At 70.4% G+C, this 17,963-nt stretch carries 16 protein-coding genes and 1 tRNA gene; 10 read left to right on the top strand and 7 right to left on the bottom strand.

Translation table 11 applies throughout. The annotated features are described in order from the left end of the window. The 4 genes from ACYQPG_RS24320 to ACYQPG_RS24335 form a co-directional block, all read right to left on the bottom strand. Complete coding sequence (locus ACYQPG_RS24320) at window positions 1-744, bottom strand: NADPH-dependent F420 reductase (RefSeq protein ID WP_419830432.1); 744 nt, start codon at window positions 742-744, stop codon at window positions 1-3. Further along, window positions 734-1,639: an aldo/keto reductase gene (locus ACYQPG_RS24325; RefSeq protein ID WP_461231914.1), complete on the bottom strand. Its 906-nt coding sequence runs from the start codon at window positions 1,637-1,639 to the stop codon at window positions 734-736. The genes ACYQPG_RS24320 and ACYQPG_RS24325 overlap by 11 nt, the downstream gene beginning before the upstream one ends. Window positions 1,640-2,178: 539 nt before the next feature. After that, window positions 2,179-2,517: a hypothetical protein gene (locus ACYQPG_RS24330; protein ID WP_147907745.1), complete on the bottom strand. Its 339-nt coding sequence runs from the start codon at window positions 2,515-2,517 to the stop codon at window positions 2,179-2,181. Window positions 2,518-2,894: 377 nt separating this feature from the next. Further along, window positions 2,895-3,338 carry a CHRD domain-containing protein gene (locus ACYQPG_RS24335; RefSeq protein ID WP_147937908.1) on the bottom strand — a complete coding sequence of 148 codons (444 nt, stop codon included), beginning with the start codon at window positions 3,336-3,338 and terminating at the stop codon, window positions 2,895-2,897. Between the two features lie 132 nt (window positions 3,339-3,470). On the opposite strand from ACYQPG_RS24335, the gene ACYQPG_RS24340 reads away from it, so the two are divergent. Together ACYQPG_RS24340 and ACYQPG_RS24345 are read left to right on the top strand one after the other, a co-directional pair. After that, entirely contained in the window at window positions 3,471-5,501 is a 2,031-nt protein-coding gene (locus ACYQPG_RS24340; protein WP_419830434.1) for an OPT family oligopeptide transporter, read from the top strand. A gap of 78 nt (window positions 5,502-5,579) precedes the next feature. After that, window positions 5,580-5,656 (top strand) — tRNA-Met (locus ACYQPG_RS24345). 94 nt (window positions 5,657-5,750) lie between these two features. Here ACYQPG_RS24345 and ACYQPG_RS24350 read toward each other — a convergent pair. From ACYQPG_RS24350 to ACYQPG_RS24360, 3 genes are read right to left on the bottom strand one after another with little or no spacing between them, the layout of a single operon-like run. Further along, entirely contained in the window at window positions 5,751-7,079 is a 1,329-nt protein-coding gene (locus ACYQPG_RS24350; protein WP_461231915.1) for an LLM class flavin-dependent oxidoreductase, read from the bottom strand. 13 nt (window positions 7,080-7,092) lie between these two features. Continuing rightward, complete coding sequence (locus ACYQPG_RS24355) at window positions 7,093-8,136, bottom strand: LLM class flavin-dependent oxidoreductase (RefSeq protein WP_419830436.1); 1,044 nt, start codon at window positions 8,134-8,136, stop codon at window positions 7,093-7,095. Between the two features lie 4 nt (window positions 8,137-8,140). Then, window positions 8,141-9,127, bottom strand: a complete 987-nt coding sequence (locus ACYQPG_RS24360) for an ABC transporter substrate-binding protein (protein WP_461231916.1) — start codon at window positions 9,125-9,127, stop codon at window positions 8,141-8,143. Window positions 9,128-9,566: 439 nt separating this feature from the next. On the opposite strand from ACYQPG_RS24360, the gene ACYQPG_RS24365 reads away from it, so the two are divergent. From ACYQPG_RS24365 to ACYQPG_RS24400, 8 genes are all read left to right on the top strand, one after another. Continuing rightward, window positions 9,567-10,700 carry a methionine ABC transporter ATP-binding protein gene (locus ACYQPG_RS24365; protein WP_419830438.1) on the top strand — a complete coding sequence of 378 codons (1,134 nt, stop codon included), beginning with the start codon at window positions 9,567-9,569 and terminating at the stop codon, window positions 10,698-10,700. Further along, complete coding sequence (locus ACYQPG_RS24370) at window positions 10,690-11,355, top strand: methionine ABC transporter permease (protein ID WP_419830439.1); 666 nt, start codon at window positions 10,690-10,692, stop codon at window positions 11,353-11,355. Before ACYQPG_RS24365 ends, ACYQPG_RS24370 begins: the two co-directional genes overlap by 11 nt. 42 nt (window positions 11,356-11,397) lie before the next feature. After that, window positions 11,398-12,177: a MetQ/NlpA family ABC transporter substrate-binding protein gene (locus ACYQPG_RS24375; RefSeq protein ID WP_461231917.1), complete on the top strand. Its 780-nt coding sequence runs from the start codon at window positions 11,398-11,400 to the stop codon at window positions 12,175-12,177. A gap of 336 nt (window positions 12,178-12,513) precedes the next feature. Then, window positions 12,514-13,749, top strand: coding sequence for an acyl-CoA dehydrogenase family protein (locus ACYQPG_RS24380; RefSeq protein ID WP_461231918.1), 1,236 nt, complete (start codon window positions 12,514-12,516; stop codon window positions 13,747-13,749). A 258-nt stretch (window positions 13,750-14,007) separates the two neighbouring features. Further along, window positions 14,008-15,108, top strand: coding sequence for an ABC transporter substrate-binding protein (locus ACYQPG_RS24385; RefSeq protein ID WP_461231919.1), 1,101 nt, complete (start codon window positions 14,008-14,010; stop codon window positions 15,106-15,108). Between the two features lie 8 nt (window positions 15,109-15,116). Beyond that, window positions 15,117-16,124 carry an ABC transporter permease gene (locus ACYQPG_RS24390; protein ID WP_147939348.1) on the top strand — a complete coding sequence of 336 codons (1,008 nt, stop codon included), beginning with the start codon at window positions 15,117-15,119 and terminating at the stop codon, window positions 16,122-16,124. Beyond that, window positions 16,118-16,909 carry an ABC transporter ATP-binding protein gene (locus tag ACYQPG_RS24395; RefSeq protein ID WP_461231920.1) on the top strand — a complete coding sequence of 264 codons (792 nt, stop codon included), beginning with the start codon at window positions 16,118-16,120 and terminating at the stop codon, window positions 16,907-16,909. Before ACYQPG_RS24390 ends, ACYQPG_RS24395 begins: the two co-directional genes overlap by 7 nt. A gap of 95 nt (window positions 16,910-17,004) precedes the next feature. Next, on the top strand, window positions 17,005-17,961 hold the full coding sequence (locus tag ACYQPG_RS24400) for an aliphatic sulfonate ABC transporter substrate-binding protein (protein WP_461231921.1): 957 nt from the start codon (window positions 17,005-17,007) through the stop codon (window positions 17,959-17,961). The last annotated feature ends 2 nt before the right edge of the window (window positions 17,962-17,963 follow it).

The following is a 17,963-nucleotide window of genomic DNA, read 5'->3' on the forward strand; positions in this document are numbered from 1 at the left end:
TCACTTCCCCAGCCCGAGCTTCTCGCGCAACTCCGGGGCGGTGGCCTCGTGACCGAAGCCGGGCGACCCCATGGCGAACTTGTCGGCGTCCTTGAGCGGGCCGACGACGACCGGATCGAAGCCGGCATCGCGCACAAGGCCCTCGGCCACCTTCAGCGCCGCGGGATCGTCGCCGGCGATCGGGATCGCCATCCGGCCGCCCTGGCGGTCCTGGCCGCCGTTCGCACCCGCCTTCGCGAACACCTTGTAGTTGGCCGCGTTGAAGGCCCGGACCACCTTGGCGCCCGGCAGGTACTTGGCCGAGGTCGCCCCGATGCCGTTCGCCTGAACCTCGTCGTAGAGCGCGCCGTCGCGCTTCTGCGTGGCGTTGCCGGCGTCGAGCACGACCTTGCCGGAAAGTGACGCCGCCAAATCCTTCGCGAGGTCGGGATAGGCCTTGTACGGCACGGCGACGAACACCGCCTCACCGAACTTGATCGCCTCCTCCGGCGTCCCGGCCTTGGCCTTGGGTCCAAGCTCCGCGATCATCGGCGCCAGGGTCTCTGGATGGCGCGAGGCGAACATCACCTCGTGGCCGTCCTTCACCCAGAGGCCGCCGATGGTACCGCCGATGTTGCCGGCCCCGATCACCCCGATCCGTATTTTCTTGGCACTCTCTTGCGCCAGGGCCGGAACCGCGGTGGCCGTCATGAGGACGGCGGCGAGGGCGAGCGCAGCGCGCCGCGTGGTGCGATCAGACCGCATCGATGATGGTCTCCATCTGCTTACGCTGAGCCGCGTCGGGGAGCGGGCCCCGGGCTGCGGCAAGGTTGTCCTCGACATAGGCCACCTTGGCCATGCCGGGGATCGGGCATGTCACGGCGGGGTGGCCGAGCACGTATTTCAGGAAGACCTGGGGCCAGCTGGTGCAGCCGAGATCCTTGGCCACCGCGGGCAGCTCCTTGCCCTGCACCGCCTTGAACAGGCGATCCCGGCCGAACGGCACGTTGGTCATCACGGCCACGCCCTTGTCGGCGGCGAGCGGGAGAATGCGCTCGGCCGCGGCCCGGTTGTCGATGGCGTAGTTCACCTGGATGAAGTCGAGCGTCTCGCGCTTCATCACCGCCTCGAGGGCGTCGAGTTGGCCGTCCCGCCAGACTGTGACGCCGACATAGCGAATCCGCTTGGTACCCTTCAGGTCGCGCAGGACCGCGAGATTCGCGTCCACGTCGATCAGGTTGTGGACCGCCACCAGATCGAGGCTTTCGACCTTCATCCGCTTCAGCGACCGCTCGAACTCCGCGCGCGTCGCGTCGCGACCCTGCGTGTCGACCTTGCTGGCCAGGAACAGCTTCTCGCGCAGGCCGGGCTCGGCCAGGATCAGGCCCAGCACGTCCTCGGCGGTGCCGTAGCTCGGCGCCGTGTCGATCACCGTGCCGCCGAGCGACACGAAAGCCTGCACCGCCGCCTTCAGGGGCGCGACCGCCTCGGCATTCGGTTCGACCTCGTAGCGCCGGGAGGTGCCGATCCCCAACGCCGGCAGCATCTCGCCAGTCGATGGGATCGGCCTTCGGATCAGTGGCTCCGCGGCCCAGGACAAGCGGCCGGCGAGCGGTGCCAGAGTGGCAGCCGCGATGACGGCGCGACGGGATAGGGGCATGGCCAGCCTCCGGTGGTGTCGGAACCCGACCGGGACATAGGGCACACTGCGCGGATGTGTATTCGTTATTCTCACGCTTGCGCGAGCGGCGGGCCAGTTTCACATACGTCCGGAAATGGGTCCGCTCGGTCCGGCACCGTCGCGCGCGGGCACCATTGCGATCTGCCCGGCCGTCTCCGGCTTCAGCCCCGCCCTGTGGCATCCCGGGGGATCTCCGGATCGCGCCCCTTCGATGCGCGGCAAGTCGCTAACGCCAGGCGACCCTGCAAATCGCTGCTCCGTCCAAGACTCCTGCGAAACGCGATCCGACGGACGCTAGAGCTGGTCCCGGTTACGTTGCGATCGGGAGCAGATCTAGCGTCCTAGCTTTCGCGCGTTCGCTTACGCCGAACGGGCCTACATTTCGAAGGCGCGCGTTCTAGCCGGTAAAGTCGAGAGCGGGCAGGCCCGGCGCTCCAAGCGAGGAAAGCCGTTGCCACGATGTCGGCGTTCCGCAGCCGCAGGTCTTGCTGCGTGGCCCCGGTTTTCAAGGCGCGGTGCTAATCCTCCTCGGGCGGGTCCTCGAATTCGGCGCCCTCCGTGTCCGGCGCGATCCGGAATCGGTACTCGTCGATCGCCAGGAAGGCGCGGTGGACGACCTGCGGGTCGAGCCCGTCGCGCACCACGATCGTCTGGAAATCGATGAACAGGCGGGCGATCCGGGCCTCGTCCGACAGGGCCGCCAGCGCGGAGGAACTCGCGCCCGCGTGCATGATGTAATGCTTCGCCGCACCGTCCGTGTCGGGGGCCGGCAGCACCACGATCTGCCCGGCCGTCTCGGGCCGCAGCTCCGCCCAGCGGGCGGGTGTCCACGCAATGATGGCCTCGATCTGCTTCATCGGCACCTCCGGCTGCTCGGGAGAATCCGCCTAAGCGTCATTTGCCGGAGGGGCCACCCGGCAGGCGCTAAAAAGTAGTCGTCCCGCATGGCGAAGCGATCCAGCGATTCTTCACAGCCGAGGCTGTCGCGCTGCCGGAGATCGCGTCGCCCGCGTTCGCCATGATCATGGAGCTATGCCGGGCCTGAAGCCTGCCCGACCGCGCGCCCGTCTTTGAGGCCGGGCGGTCTTCGATCGCCCGGCACATGAGAAGGGGACCGCGGCCCAGATCCGCGGCCCAGATCATCGACCGCCGGAGCCGCCGACGGTGTACGATCACACCGTCGCACAGGGTCTGCGCTGCCGCGCGAAGCCGCGTCTCCCGGCGTTTGGGACGTTCAGTGCGCGCGCTCGACCTGCCCCCGGATCTCCCCCTTCGGATTCGCCGCGGTGTGGAGGTTGAAGTAGAGCTTGCCGGCTTCGAGGTCGGCGGCCTTGGAATCGTCGAGGGTGGCCTCGCCGGAGAACGGGCTGCTGGTGGCGGTCACGGGCACCAGGACGCCGGCATTCGCGCCTGCGGCGGCCGGGCCATGGAAATGCGCGGCGGTGACCGGGCCGGTCAAGCCACTGTAGGTCCCGTTCCAGCTCAGGTGCTTGGTGGCCGGATCGTAGGTCGCCGTGATGCTGCCGGTGCCCTTCGAATCGGTCGCCGGCACCTCGCTGCCGCTGTTCAGCGTCGCCGCGTACGGGGTGCCGGCGCCGGCCGCTTGGACCGCGGAGGTCGCCAGCGGCACGGACCATGCGAGGAGGGCGATCAGACCGGTTTTGGACAGGCGTGTCATCGGACGCTCCGCTTCGGCGTGGCCCCCAAGCGGGGCCACGTGTCGCAAGATAAGGGGGCGGCGGCGCCCGGACCATCGGGCTATCGTGAAACCTGGGACAGATGTCCGGCCGCGTGGGCCGATGGGGGCGCGATGGCGGTCACGGACGCGGGCGCCCCGGCGGGCGGGCATGGGCGGGAGATCACGGCCCGCGGGATCGTGCTCGGCGCGCTGATCACGGTCGTCTTCATGGCCGCCAACATCTATCTCGGCCTGAAGACCGGAATGACGTTCTCGTCCTCGATCCCGGCGGCGCTGATCTCGATGGGCGCCCTGCGCCTCGTCGGCGGCGCCGGCATCCTCGAGAACAACATCGTCCAGACCCAGGCCTCGGCGGCCGGCACCCTGTGCAACGTGATCCTGGTTCTTCCGGGCCTCGTCCTGATCGGGCACTGGCACGGCTTCCCGTTCTGGGAGACCAGCCTGGTCTGCCTGATCGGCGGGTGGCTCGGCGTCGCCTTCTCGATTCCCCTGCGCCGGGCGCTGGTCACCGGAAGCGACCTCCCCTACCCCGAGGGTGTCGCCGCCGCCGAAGTGCTGCGCGCCGGCCATGCCGATTCCAAAGGTTCCGCTTCCGATGAGCGCGGCCTCACGACCCTGCTGACCGCGGCCGCCGGCTCCGGCCTCGTCGCCTTCGCCACCAGCGGCCTGCGCATCCTGGCCGAGGGCGTGCTCACCGCCTTCAGCCTGGGCGGCGCGGTGTTCAGCATCGGCAGCGGCTTTTCCCTGGCCCTGGTCGGTGTCGGCTACCTCGTCGGGATCGGCGCCTGCCTGGCCCTGCTCACCGGCGTGGTCATTGCCTGGGGCATCATGGTCCCGGTTTTGACCGCCCTGACGCCCCAGCCCGGGCTGGAGCCAGGCGCGGCCGCGCAGGCGATCTGGTCCGGGCAGGTCCGGCTCGTCGGCGCCGGCATCATCGCGGTCGGCGGGTTCTGGACCGTGGCCACGCTGGTCCGGCCGATCGCCCGCAGCATCCGGGTGGCGCTTGCCGCCGGCAACCCGGCGCATTCTGCAGCCCGGCAGGACCGCGACCTGCCGCTGCCGCTGGTGGGCGTCGCCGCGCTGGCCCTATGCGTGCCGCTCGGCGCGCTGTTCGCCGGCTTCGCGGCCGATCTCGGCATCGCCGGCCCGATGCTCGCCGCCGTGGTGGCGGCCGGGCTGCTGTTCTGCCTCGTGTTCGGTGCCGCCATGGCGGCGGTCTGCGGCTACCTCGCCGGCTTGCTCGGCTCCTCGACAAGCCCGATCTCCGGGATCGGGATCCTCACCGCCATGGTCGGCGCCGCCCTGCTGCCGCTGGTGCTCGGCCCCGCCGGAACACCGGAGGCCCGGCGCGTCACCGTCGCGCTGGTGCTGCTGGCGGCCTCGGTGATCGTCACCGCGGCGTCGATCGCCAACGACAACCTGCAGGACCTCAAGACCGGCCAGATCGTCAATGCCACGCCGTGGCGTCAGCAGCTGGTACTGATCGTCGGCGTCGCCGTCGGCTCCCTGGTGATCGTGCCGCTGCTGTCGCTGCTCTACGGCGCCTACGGATTCGTCGGCTCGATGCCGCGCCCCGGCATGGACCCGGCGCTGGCGCTCACCGTGCCGCAGGCCGCCCTGGTGACCCAGATCGCCGACGGCATCGTGGCCCGCACCCTGCCCTGGCCGATGTTGCTGATCGGCTGCGGCCTCGGCGCCGTGATGGTCGCCCTCGAAGTCGCGCTCAAGCGCCGGGCGTTCAGCTTCCCGGCGCTCACCGTGGGAATCGGCATGTACCTGCCGCTGTCGGTGGAGATGACCATCGGGCTCGGCGGCCTGCTCGGCTTCCTGTGCGCCCGCGCCCTGCGCCGCCGCGGCGCCGGGCCCGAGGACCTCGAAGCCTCCCGCCGCCGCGGCGTGCTGATCGCCTCCGGATTCCTGGTCGGCGAGAGCTTCGTCGGGATCGGCCTGACGGCCGTCGACGCGGCCTCCGGCCATTCCTCCACCCTAAGTCTCGTCGGCCCGGATTTCGCGCAGGCGGCGACGTATCTGGGCGCCGCGGTGTTCGCCGTCGGACTCTTCGCAACGGCCCGATTCATCCGCGGCCCGGTCGCGGTCTCCTCGCAGCGAAGACCTGTCGGCGCCCCCAATTTCCGCGCATAACACCGTTGACAGCCCGCGCCCGCCCTCCCTATACCCCGGCCGCTGGCCGCGCCGTCCCGTTCGGGACACGCGGCTCGTGGCGGGGTAGCTCAGCTGGTTAGAGCAGAGGAATCATAATCCTCGTGTCGGGGGTTCGAGTCCCTCTCCCGCTACCATTCGTTTCAACCCGCCCGTTCAGTGACGTGGCGGGTTTTCTTATGGCTCGGTGGCGAGGCGGAGCTCGCTGGCGCCCGTCAGGGTCGTGAGCAGCTAAACCCTGTTGGCGGCAGGCTTCCAGGCCGGGCGATCGAGGCCGAGATGGTCCCGGAGCGTCACGCCGCCATACTCCCTCCGAAACAGACCGCGCCGTTGCAGGATCGGTACGACAGCGTCCACGAAGGTTTCGAGGCCTTCCGGCAGGACGTCCGGCATCAGGTTGAACCCGTCGGCGGCGCCCGCCCGGAACCAGGTCTCGATGTCGTCCGCGATCTGCTCTGGCGTGCCCACGACGATGCGGTGCCCGACGCCGCCGCCGAGGGCGCGGAGCAACGCACGCACCGTCAGATTGTCCCGTCGGGCCAGCGCGACGGTGCCGGCGAACATCGTGTGGTTGGCATCGGGCGGCAGCGGCAGCGGATCGGGCAGCGGCTTGTCGAGGTGGAGGCGCTCTGGGTCGATCCGGAGCGTCCCGGCGAGGCGCGCCACGCTGTATTCCACCGGAACCAGCTCCCACAGCGCGTCCTGGCGCCGACGCGCCTCGGCCTCCGTGGCGCCGATCACCGTCGCGAGGCCGGGCAGCACCACGATGGCGGCCGGATCGCGGCCGTACCGTGCGGCCCGGGCACGTAAGTCGGCCGCATAGGCCGCGCCGTCCGGGATGGTCTGGGCGAGGGAGAACACCGCGTCCGCGGTGGCGGCGGCCAGTGCGCGGCCGTCCTCCGAGCCGCCGGCCTGGACGGTCACGGGGCGTCCCTGAGGCGAGCGCGGCACGGTGAGCGGGCCGGCGACTCTGTAATGGACGCCGCGATGGTCGATCGCGTGGACCTTGTCGCCGTCGGCGAAGCGCCCGCTCGCCTTGTCGCCCACCAGGGCGTCGTCCTCCCAGCTGTCCCAGAGGGCGTGGACGACCTCCGTGAACTCGCGGGCGCGGTCGTAGCGCGCCCCGTGCTCGGAAACCCCGGCGAAGCCGAAATTACGGCCCGCGGCGGCATCCGCCGTGGTCACCACGTTCCACCCGACCCGGCCGCGGCTGACGAGGTCGAGCGTCGCGAAGCGCCGGGCCAGGTTGTAGGGCTCGTTGTAGCTGGTCGAAGCAGTGGCGATCAGCCCGACATGGGTGGTCGCAGCGGCCACGCTCGCCAGAACGATGGTCGGTTCGAGCGCCATGAACGGCCGGTAGTCGATCCGGTCGTTGATCGCCGGCGTGTCGGCCAGGAAGATCGCATCGAACTCGCCCCGCTCCGCGATGCGGGCGACGCGCACGTAGTGGTCGATGTCGACGAAGGCGTCCGGCCGGCTGTCCGGCAATCGCCAGGCCGAGGGATAGACGCCGGAATGCAGCAGGTTGACGTTGAGGTGAAGCTGGCGCTGCGCGGTCATCGAAGGTCCCGGATCAGCGGACGCGCGGCAGGACGTGCTCGGCGAACCGGCGCATCTCGGCCTCGAACGGCTGGAACTGCAGCATGAACAGGGCGATGCCGGCCTCGTGGAACGCGCGGATGCGGGCCGCCACCGTCTCGTAGCTGCCCACCAGCCCGGCCGCGGTGCCGCCGTTGGTGCCGACATGGCGGCTCGCCGCCGCGTCGGTCTTGGCGAACATCACGCTCGCCGTATCGGTCCGGGCGCGGGTGTCGGCGCGCAACGCCGCGTCCCGCTGCGCCAGGGCGAGGAGGCGGTCCTGCTCGGCTTGTGCCGCCGCGTCGGTCTCGCGGGCAATGACGAAGGCCGAGAGGCCGTAGCGCAAAGGCCCGTTAGCCGCGTGCCGGCGGTGCATGTCGGCGATCAATTCACGGACTTCATCCAGCGGCTGGCCGTTGATGAACCAGACGTCGGCATGGTCGGCCGCCAGCGCCCGGGCGGGTTCGGATTCGCCGCCGACATAGATCCGGGGCCGCGGCCGATGGGTGCCGGCCGGGCGAAGCTGGTAGTCCTGGACCTGGAAATGCGCGTCCGACGCGGTGACGCGCTCACCCCGCATCAGGCGGTCCACGAGGCTGATCCACGCGCGGCCGTAGGCATAGCGGTCGTCATGGGCCGGGAACGGTAGGCCGGCCCGCTCGAACTCGGCCCGGTTCCAGGCATTCACGAGGTTCAGCGCGAAGCGGCCGCCGCTGATGTGCTCGATCTGGAGCGCCATCTTGGCCAGCACCACGGGGTGGTACAGGCCCGGCTTGATCGCTGCGATGATCTCGATGCGCCGGGTCAGGGCCGCCAAGGCCGCCGTGGCGGTCCAGGCTTCGAGCTGGTCGCGCTGCTCGTCGTAGGGGTTCATCGTGTGCTGCGCGACCAGCACGGAATCGAAGCCCAGGGCTTCGGCCGCGAGCACCAGGGCGCGGTTGCGCTCCCAGCTCGCGTCGTCCGGCTCGTCGGGATCGTGGTGGGCGGCCCGGGAGCCGTGGACGGCGGCCCAGATGCCGAAACGGGGTGCGTCGGCCATCGAGTCAGCCCCTCACCGCGGGCGGCGTCCAGATCGGGACGGCGGTGGCGTCGATCCGGCGCGGGATCAGCTTGGCGTCGAGGAAGGTGTCGGCGATCGCCTGCTGCTCGCCGAGCTGGACCCGCTCCACCGGCTCCACCCGGTAGGTACGCCGGGTATTGGCCGCGGCCACGACGGCGGGGGGCAGGTCGCCCCAGACGGGGGCCAGCAGCGCCACCGCCGCATCCGGGTTGGCCTTCGCCCACTGGCCCGCTTCGACCAGCGCCCGGTACACGATGGCCACCACCTCCGGATGGGCGGCGACGAAGCTGTCGTTCACGAGGTAATAGCGGTGGTAGCTGGTCAGGCCTGATCCGTCGGCGATGGTGCGCACCGGCCGCTTGGCCTCGGCGAAGGCCAGGAACGGGTCCCAGATCGACCAGGCATCGAGGCTGCCCTGCTCGAACGCGGCGGCCCCCTCGGGCGCTTGGAGATAGGCCGGCCGGATGTCGTCGAAGCCGAGGCCGGCCCTCTTCAGCGCCGCGGCCAGGACGTAATGGCTGCCGGACCCGCGCGAGACGCCCACCGTTCGGCCCTTGAGGTCGGCGACGGTGCGGATCGATGAGTTCGCCGGCACGATGATCGCTTCGGCGGCCGGCGCGCCGCGCTCGCGGGCGTAGAAGGTCAGCGGCGCCCGCGCAGACTGCGTGAAGATCGGCACCGCATCGGCGACGTCGGCGTGGATGTCGACCGCGCCGGCATTCATCGGTTCGAGGACGTTGGTGAACAGGTGCCAGGTCGGCGTGAAGCCCAGCGGCGCCAAGCGCTCGGCCAGGGTGCCCTTCACCTTGAGGATCGTGAACAGCACCGAGGAGCGCTGCATGCTGATCTTCACCTCGCGCGCCGCTGCAAGCACCGCGGGCGACGCGAGGGGCAACGCCGCCGCGCCCAGACCGGCCAAGAGGAGGCTTCGGCGGGACGGGGACCGTCCAGCGGGCATATCGTCGGTCATGGTGGTCTCCGGTCGGCCAGCGCCCGTCCGCGTGCGTGCCGAAACCGAAAGGGCCGGTTCGACGGTGGCTAAAGTGCGCGATCACTATTGAAACCCGCGGGCGGGGTGCGATCAATGAAACAAGGTTTCGAATGCGCAGCGCTTCGAAGAGCAGACGTTCTCCATGATCCGCAAGACGGGGGACGGAGATTTCTGAAGACAGAGTTTTCGGCGGACCTGTTCGCTGCTCTCTCGGCCGCGAGTGCAGTCGCCCGCCGATGCGAGATGGAATAATTCTCTGCCGTCTAGCAGGATTGTGAAAAAATAGTCTCTGCCGGCGGCGAACTATGTACCCGGCTTTCCTTGACCCCGCTCGGCGTCGAACGTCATACAGCTTGCTCTCAGATCACCCGATCATATTGCGGACCCGCGGGTCCCGCTCGAGGAGCACCCACAGGCTGTGTCCACCCTGCCGTCGCCCCGCGAACCCGCCGACGTGCCGCTGATCCGGTTCGAGAACGTCTCGAAGACCTATCCGGCGCGGAAGGGCGCGGCGCTGGTCACGGCGCTGTCCGGGATCGACCTGTCCGTTCCGGCCGGGACCATCCTCGGGGTGATCGGGCGCTCCGGTGCGGGCAAGTCGACGCTGATCCGCCTGATCAACGGCCTCGAACGGCCGAGCGCAGGGCGGGTGATGGTCGGCGACGCGGAGGTGTCGAGCCTGCCCGAGCGGGAGTTGCGGACCGTGCGGGCGCGGGTCGGCATGATCTTCCAGCACTTCAACCTGCTGTCCTCGCGGAATGTGGCCGACAACGTCGCCCTCCCCCTGGAACTCGCGGGCTGGAAACGCGGGGCGATCCGCGCCCGCGTGGCGGAACTGCTCGCCCGCGTCGGGCTGGAGGCCCAGGCCGGGCGATACCCGGCGGAGCTGTCGGGCGGGCAGAAGCAGCGCGTGGGCATCGCGCGGGCGCTCGCGACCGAGCCGGACGTGCTGCTCTCGGACGAGGCCACCTCCGCCCTCGACCCGGAGACGACCCGCGCGATCCTGGCGCTACTGAAGCGGATCAATCGCGACCTCGGCCTGACCATCGTGCTCATCACCCACGAGATGTCGGTGATCCGGGCGGTGGCGGACGACGTCGCGGTGATCGACCACGGCGCGATCGTGGAGCGCGGCACGGTCTACGAGGTGTTCACCCGGCCGCAGGCCGAGGTGACCCGCAGCCTCCTCGCCGGCGAGGTCGGCCTCGACCTGCCGGCCGCGCTGGCCGAACGGATAACCGCCGATCCGCGCCCCGGCGGCGTGCCGGTGCTGCGCCTCGCGCTGCGGGGGGCGCAGGCCGACACCGCGATCATCGCCCGGCTCGCGCGCGAGACCGGGATCGAGGCGGTGATCCTGGCCGGCGCGGTGGACGAGATCGCCGGCCGGCGCTTCGGCTCCCTGGCGCTCGGCCTGTCGCCGGGGCCGGACGTCACCGCGCGGGCCCAGGCCTATCTCGCCGCGCTCGGCATCCCGGCCGAATTCCTCGGCTATCTCCCGCCGGCCCAGGACGTCGCCCAAGACGTCGCGCAGGGAGCCGCCCGTGTCGCCTGAACTCATCGCCCTCCTGGTCCAGGCCACCGCCGACACGCTGACCATGGTGGCGCTCGCGTCCGCCATCGGCACGCTGTTCGGCCTGCCGCTGGGGGTGTTCCTGGCGACGAGCCAGCGCGGCGAGCTGCTGGCGGCGCCCGCGCTGAACGCCGCCCTCGGGGTGATCGTCAACGCGACGCGCTCGACGCCCTTCATCATCCTGGTCGTGGCGATCATCCCGTTCACCCGCCTGGTGGCGGGCACCTCGATCGGAACCTATGCCGCCAGCGTGCCGCTGACGGTGGCGGCCACGCCCTACATCGCGCGGCTGGTCGAGGCGGCGATCCGCGAGGTCGATCACGGCCTGGTCGAGGCCGCCCGGGCGTTCGGGGCGAGCCCGGCGCAGATCATCCGCAAGGTGCTGATCCCGGAGGCGCTGCCCGGCATCGTCCTGGGGCTGACCCTCGCGGTGGTGTCGCTGGTCGGCTACTCGGCCATGGCCGGCGCGGTCGGCGGCGGCGGGCTCGGCGACCTCGGCATCCGCTACGGCTACCAGCGCTTCCGGCCCGACATGATGCTGGCGGTCGTGGTCGTCCTGATCGTGCTCGTGCAGGTGTTCCAGAGTGCGGGCGAGCGCTTGGCGCGCCGGCTCAACCGGCGCCACCGCCAGAGCTGATCCGCATAAGACGTCGGCCCCGAAATCGCGAGATCGTCCGCCATGTTGCGTCGCCTGGTGCTTGTCGCCCTCCTCATGATGCCCGGTATCGGGCACGCGGAGGCCCTGAAGCGTGTCCGCATCGGCGCGACGCCGGGGCCGCACGGGCAGATCCTCGAGGCGGCGAAACCCGTCGCGGCGCGCAACGGCCTCGACCTGCAGATCATCGAGTTCTCGGATTACGTGGTGCCGAACGAGGCGCTCTCGGCCGGCGAGATCGAGGCGAACTCGTTCCAGAACCAGCCCTTCCTCGACAACCAGAAGGCCGATCGCGGCTACAAGATCGTCGCCGTCGCCACGACGGTGAACTTCCCGCTCGGGATCTACTCGAAGCGCCATAAGACCTTCGACGCGGTGCCGACCGGCGGCACGGTGGCGATCCAGAACGACCCGACCAATGGCGGCCGCTCGCTGCTGCTCCTGCAGGACAAGGGCGTGATCAAGCTGAGAGCCGGCACCGGGTTCAAGCCGACGGTGGCCGACATCGTCGAGAACCCGCGCAAGCTCCGGTTCATCGAGGTCGACGCGGCGCAGACGCCCCGGTCCCTGGACGATGTCGACGCCGCCGCGGTGAACACCAACTTCGCCACGCCCGCCGGCCTGAAGCCCTCGGACGCGATCCTGAAGGAGGAGCCGAAGGGCCCCTACGTCAACCTCCTGGCGGTCCGCGAGGCCGACCGCGACCAGCCCTGGGTGAAGGCGCTCGTGGACAGCTACCGCAGCCCCGAGGTCAAGGCGTTCATCGAGAAGACGTTCGGCAGCACCGTGCTGCCGAGCTGGTAGCGGACGCACCGCCCCGCGCGCACCCGGCCGTGGTTCGCGAAGCGATTCGTCCGGCGGCACCGCTGAGCGTTTTCCGCGCGCGGGGCCTCGATAAGTCCGGACTGGGCCGAGCGTGCCGCTTTCCGGCTCGAACGATGTTCCGCCGAAGAGCGCGCCGCGAGAACCACGCGTTCATGCAGTCGTTCGTCAGGAGATTGAGGTTCCAAATCGATCGACGACGGTCGTTTTTCCCGCGATCCGGCTTGAGATCGTGGCTCGACTTGGCGAATCCATAGGTCCCGCCCCGAAGGCCTGCAGGTTTTCGGCAGCGTCGATCAACGTGGAAAGCTTCAGGCGATGGCGCAGTGGGATGCGGGTTGGGGCGCTGGCCCGAGCGAGCGCTACGAGGATCTGGCCGCGCGCTTCCGGCCCACCTTCGCCGGGATCCGCGCCACCGCGGTCGAGCGCGACCGCACGCACCGCCTGCCGCATGCCGAGATCGGGTGGCTGAAGGAGGTCGGCTTCACCACGTTGCGCCTGCCGTCCGAGGCCGGCGGCCACGGGGCCAGCCTGCCCGAGCTGTTCAACCTGCTGATCGAGCTGTCGCAGGCCGATTCCAATGTCACCAACGCCCTGCGCGCCCATTTCGGCTTCACCGAGGACGTGCTTGGCTCGACCGCGCCGGACTGGCGGACCCGCTGGATCGCCAGGATCGCCGCCGGCGAGACCGTGGGCAGCGGTGTCTCCGAGACCGGATCCGCCAAGGTCGGCCAGTTCGACACCGTGGTCCGTCGGCGGGGTGCCGAGCGGGTCGTGTCGGGCAGAAAATTCTACACCACCGGCTCCCTGTTCGCGGACTACATCCACCTCTCGGCCGATGACGAGGACGGGGCGGCCCTGGTGGCGGCTGTCCCGACCGGTGCGCCGGGCGTCGCGATCGTCGACGACTGGGACGGGTTCGGCCAGGCGCTTACCGCGAGCGGCACGATCCGCTTCGACGACGTCGTCCTGCCGCCCGACCTGATCAAGCCCGATCCGGCCCGCTTCCCCTACGCGATGGCGTTCTTCCAGCTCGTCCACCTCGCGACGCTCGCCGGCATCGGGCGTGCCGCCGCCGAGGATGTCGGGCGCCTGGTGGCCGAGCGGACCCGTGTCTACAGCCACGGCAATACCGGGCGGAATGCCGAGGATCCGCAGATCCTGGCCGTGGTCGGCCGGGTGCGGGGCAACGCCTACGCGGCCGGCGCCGTGGCGCTGAAGGCGGCCGAGGCCCTGCAGCGCGCCTATGAGCTGCACCGCGACGCGGGTGGCCGGGGGACCGAGGCGCAGGCGGTGCGCGCCACGGCGCTCGCCGATGTCGAGGTCAACCAGGCGGTCACGGTGGTCACCAACCTCGTGCTGGAGGCGACCACGATCCTGTTCGACGCGCTGGGCGCTTCGGCGGTGAAGCAGAGGCTCGGCCTCGACCGCTACTGGCGCAACGCCCGCACCATCGCGTCGCACAACCCACGGATCTACCGGGACCGGATCGTCGGCGCCTTCGCGGTGAACGGCACCGAGCCGCCACGCCAATATCGCGTCGGCACCGCCTGAAGTGATCCGCCGTCGGGGGCGGCGCTGGAGATCGTCCGCGTCTTTCGGGCAAGCAAGCGAAAAACGTTTCCGAGTCCACGAAAAGATCAGAAGACGCTTTCATTGACTCGGCGTCGGCTTGACTGAATGTTGGATCCGTTGATCCCTCGACGGATCATTCACCCGAATTGAGGATGCACGATGTGCTCGGCCGCGCGGTCGGGCCACCTCCTGCGTCGGCCCAGCCTACCGCGCGTTCGCGCGGCCCGGAGACGTGCGATGATCGACGACCCGTCAGATTCGGGATCCGAAGCGTGCGGCCGTATGCCCTCGCGCCGCCTGATGCTGCGGGCGGGCGTCGCCGCGATGGCCGCCCCGTTCGGCTTGGGGATGGGCGCGAGCCAGGCTTGGGCGCCCGGACCCGGCGCGCCGTTCGATCCCGGTCCGCTCTGCCGGCCAGCGGCGGTCGAGGCTCCATCGGGCCCGCTCCGGCCGGTCAAGCTGGCCTGGAACGCCACGGCGATCTGCACCGCCGCCGCCCCGCTCGCCAAGGAGCAGGGCATCTTCGCCAAGCACGGCCTCGACGTCGAGTTCGTCAATTTCGGCGGTGCGACCGAGGCCCTCCTGGAGGCCATCGCGACCGGCAAGGCCGATGCCGGGATCGGCATGGCTCTACGCTGGCTCAAGCCCCTGGAGCAGGGTTTCGACGTGAAGATCACCGCCGGCCTGCATGGCGGCTGCCTGAGGCTGCTGGCCGACAGGTCCAGCGGCATCACCGACATCGAATCGCTCAAGGGCAAGACCATCGCGATCAGCGACCAGGCGAGCCCAGCCAAAAACTTCTTCAGCCTTCAGCTGGCCAAGGTCGGGATCGACCCCGACAGCGGCGTCACGTGGCGGCAATACCCGGCCGACCTGTTGAATCTCGCCGTGCAGAAGGGTGAGGCGCAGGCCCTGGCCGAAGGCGACCCGCGCACCTGGATCTGGTTGAAGGACCCGCGCTTCACCGAGATCGCGACGAACCTGTTGGGGGAATACGCTGACCGCACCTGCTGCGTCGTGGCGGTCCGCGGCAGCCTGTTGCGGAACGACCGGGCGGTCGCCGCGTCCCTTACCCGGGCGATCCTGGAGGGCGGCCACGCCGTCCACGAGAACCCGGAAGCGGCCGCGAAGGCGTTTGCCGGGTATGGCGGAAAGGGATCCATCGAGGATCTCGCCACGATGCTGCGCAGCCAGCAGCACGGCGACAGTCCGGTCGGCGGCCGTCTCAAGGAGCAACTCGCCCGTTACGGCGATGAGCTGAAGCTGGTGAACGTCCTGAAGCGCTCGACCGATACGGCGAAGTTCGCCGAGCGGATCTACGCCGACGTGCTGAGCTGAGCCGCCTCATGTCCGGAAGCATCACCGCCGGGACGGCCCCGCGCAGCACCGCCGCCGAACCCGCCCGCCTTTCTGGTCCGCCCTGGCGCATCGTCCTGGCCGGCCTCGCCTGGCTGGCGCTCGCGGGCCTGACATCGCAGTTGCCCGAGGCGGGCGACTTCCCGAGGACGGCCGTATTCGCGCAGGGATCGGCAGCCATCGGGCTCGCGCTGCTGCCGCTGGGTCTCCTCGCCGGCTCGCTCGGCACGATCGGGGCGCGTCTGCGGCACGGGAGCCCGTGGCTGGCTGCGGTGGCCGTCGCCCTTCTGGCCTGGGAACTGGTCACGGCGAAGCTCGATCTCCTGCCGATGCCGTTCTTCCCGCCGCCCCAGGCGATCCTGGAGGTATTCCTCGACGATTGGCGAAAGCTCGGCGGCAGCACGCTGAACTCGCTGATCCTGCTGGCGGGCGGCTACGCCATCGGGTCGAGCGTCGGCTTCGTCCTCGGCGTCGCCATCGGAACCTCCAAGGCGGTCGGCTACTGGGCGCATCCGGTGCTGCGCTTCGTCGGCCCGCTCCCGGCGACCGCGTGGCTGCCGCTCGCCTTCTTCGTCTTCCCGTCTTCGTGGTCGGCCAGCACCTTCCTGGTCGCTCTGGCCACCGGCTTCCCGGTGACGGTGCTGACCTGGTCCGGGGTGGCAGGCGTCAACAAGGCCTATTTCGACGTGGCGCGGACGCTCGGTGCCTCGCGCAGCTTCCTCATCCTGCGGGTGGCGATCCCGGCAGCGCTGCCGCACGTCTTCGTCGGGCTGTTCATGGGGCTCGGCGGCTCCTTCGCGGTGCTGGTGGTGGCCGAGATGCTCGGCGTGAAATCGGGCCTCGGCTGGTACCTGCAATGGGCGCAAGGTTGGGCGGCCTACGCCAACATGTACGCGGCGCTGATCGTGATGGCCCTGATGTGCTCGTCGCTGATCACCCTGCTGTTCCGTCTGCGCGACCGCCTGCTCGCGTGGCAGAAGGGGCTGGTGCAATGGTAGCCGACGCGTTGGAACGTCCAGCGAACCTGGTTCTCGGCGCGAGCCTGCACGCGGAGGCGGTGAGCCACGCCTTCGATATCCGCGGCGCGCCCCTGTCGGTGCTCGATCGCGTCAGCCTCACCGTCGCGCCGGGCGGGTTCGTGGCTCTGCTGGGCCCCTCGGGATGCGGCAAGTCCACGCTGCTGAGGCTCGTCGCCGGGCTGGAGCCGCCCGACCAGGGCGCCATCACGGTCGACGGCCAGCTGGTCGAGGGGCCGGATCCGTCCCGCCTGCTCGTCTTCCAGGATCCGACGCTCTACCCCTGGCGGACCGTGCGCGGGAACGTGGCGCTCGGGCTCGAGGCCCAGGGCGTCGGCCGGACGGCCCGCGCGGCGCGGATCGAGCAAGCCTTGGGGCTCGTCGGGCTGTCCGGCTTCGCGGACGCCTATCCGCACCAACTCTCCGGCGGCATGGCCCAACGGGCGGCCCTGGCCCGGGCGCTGGTCAACGAGCCGCGCCTGCTGCTCCTCGACGAACCGTTGGGCAAGCTCGACGCGCTGACCCGGCTGGCCATGCAGGCCGAGATCCTGCGCCTCTGGCAGGAGAAACGCTTCACGGCAGTGCTGGTCACGCACGACGTCGAAGAGGCGCTGATCCTGGCCGAGCGCGTGATCGTGCTCGGCGACCGCCCGGCCGCGATCCGGGCGGAAATCCCGGTCGAGGTCCCCTACCCCCGCCACAGGGACGATCCCGACCTCATTCGCCTGCGCCGGACGATCCTGGAGATCCTCGGCCAGGCGACCTGATCGGGATCGGCCGGCTGCGTCACACCCGCCGCTTGCCCCGGAGGCCCGCGCCCGGTGGTAGAGTGCCGTCATCGCTCCCCACCTCGGATCACCCGATGCCCGCCTCCCGCCGAAGCCTGATCGCCGGCCTTGCCGCAGTCGCCCTTCTCACGCCTCAGCGCGCCGCCCGGGCGGCCACGGTACTGCGGATCGGCTACCAGCGGTCCTCGACGCTGATCGCGCTGCTGCGCCAGAACGGCAACCTGGAGAAGGCGCTGGCACCCCTCGGGACCGCGCTGTCCTGGCACGAATTCACGAGCGGGCTTCCGATCATGGAGGCGCTGAACGCCGGGCAGATCGACGTCTCGGCCGACGTGGCCGACACCGTGCCGATCTTCGCGCAGGCAGCCGGGGCCCGGATCACCTACATCGCCCAGGAAGCGCCCTCCCCGGACGCGCAGGCGATCCTGGTGCCCGAAGCCTCGCCCGCCAAGAAAGTGGCCGACCTGCGCGGCCAGCGGGTCGCCGTCACCAAGGGTGCAGGCAGCCATTACCTGCTGCTCGCCGCCCTCGCGGAGGCGGGCATGACCTTCAAGGACATCACCCCGGCCTACCTGACGCCGGCGGACGGCCGGGCCGCGCTCACCAGCGGCGGCGTCGAGGCCTGGGTCGCCTGGGATCCGTTCCTGTCCGCCGCCCGGCAGCAATCCGGCGCGCGGGTCCTGCGCGACGGCACCGGGCTGTCACAATACAAGCGCTACTACCTCGCGGCCGACCCCTACGTGGCCGCCAACGGTCCGGTGCTTGCCGCGCTGTTCGTCCAGCTGGCCGAGACCGGCGCCTGGGTGAAGGCGCAGCCGGACGACGCGGCCGCGCGCCTGGCGCCCCTGTGGAAGATCGAACCGGAGGTGATCCTGCGGGCGAACGCGCGGCGCAGCTACCGGGTGGAGCCGGTGACCCGGACCGGCCTCTCCGAGCAGCAGAAGATCGCCGACGCCTTCCGGGCCGAACGCCTCTTGCCCCGTCCGGTGGACGCGTCCGCCCTCGCAATCTGGGCGCCCCCGGCGCGCTGACA

It is taken from the genome of Methylobacterium sp. CM6246 (assembly GCF_054818005.1).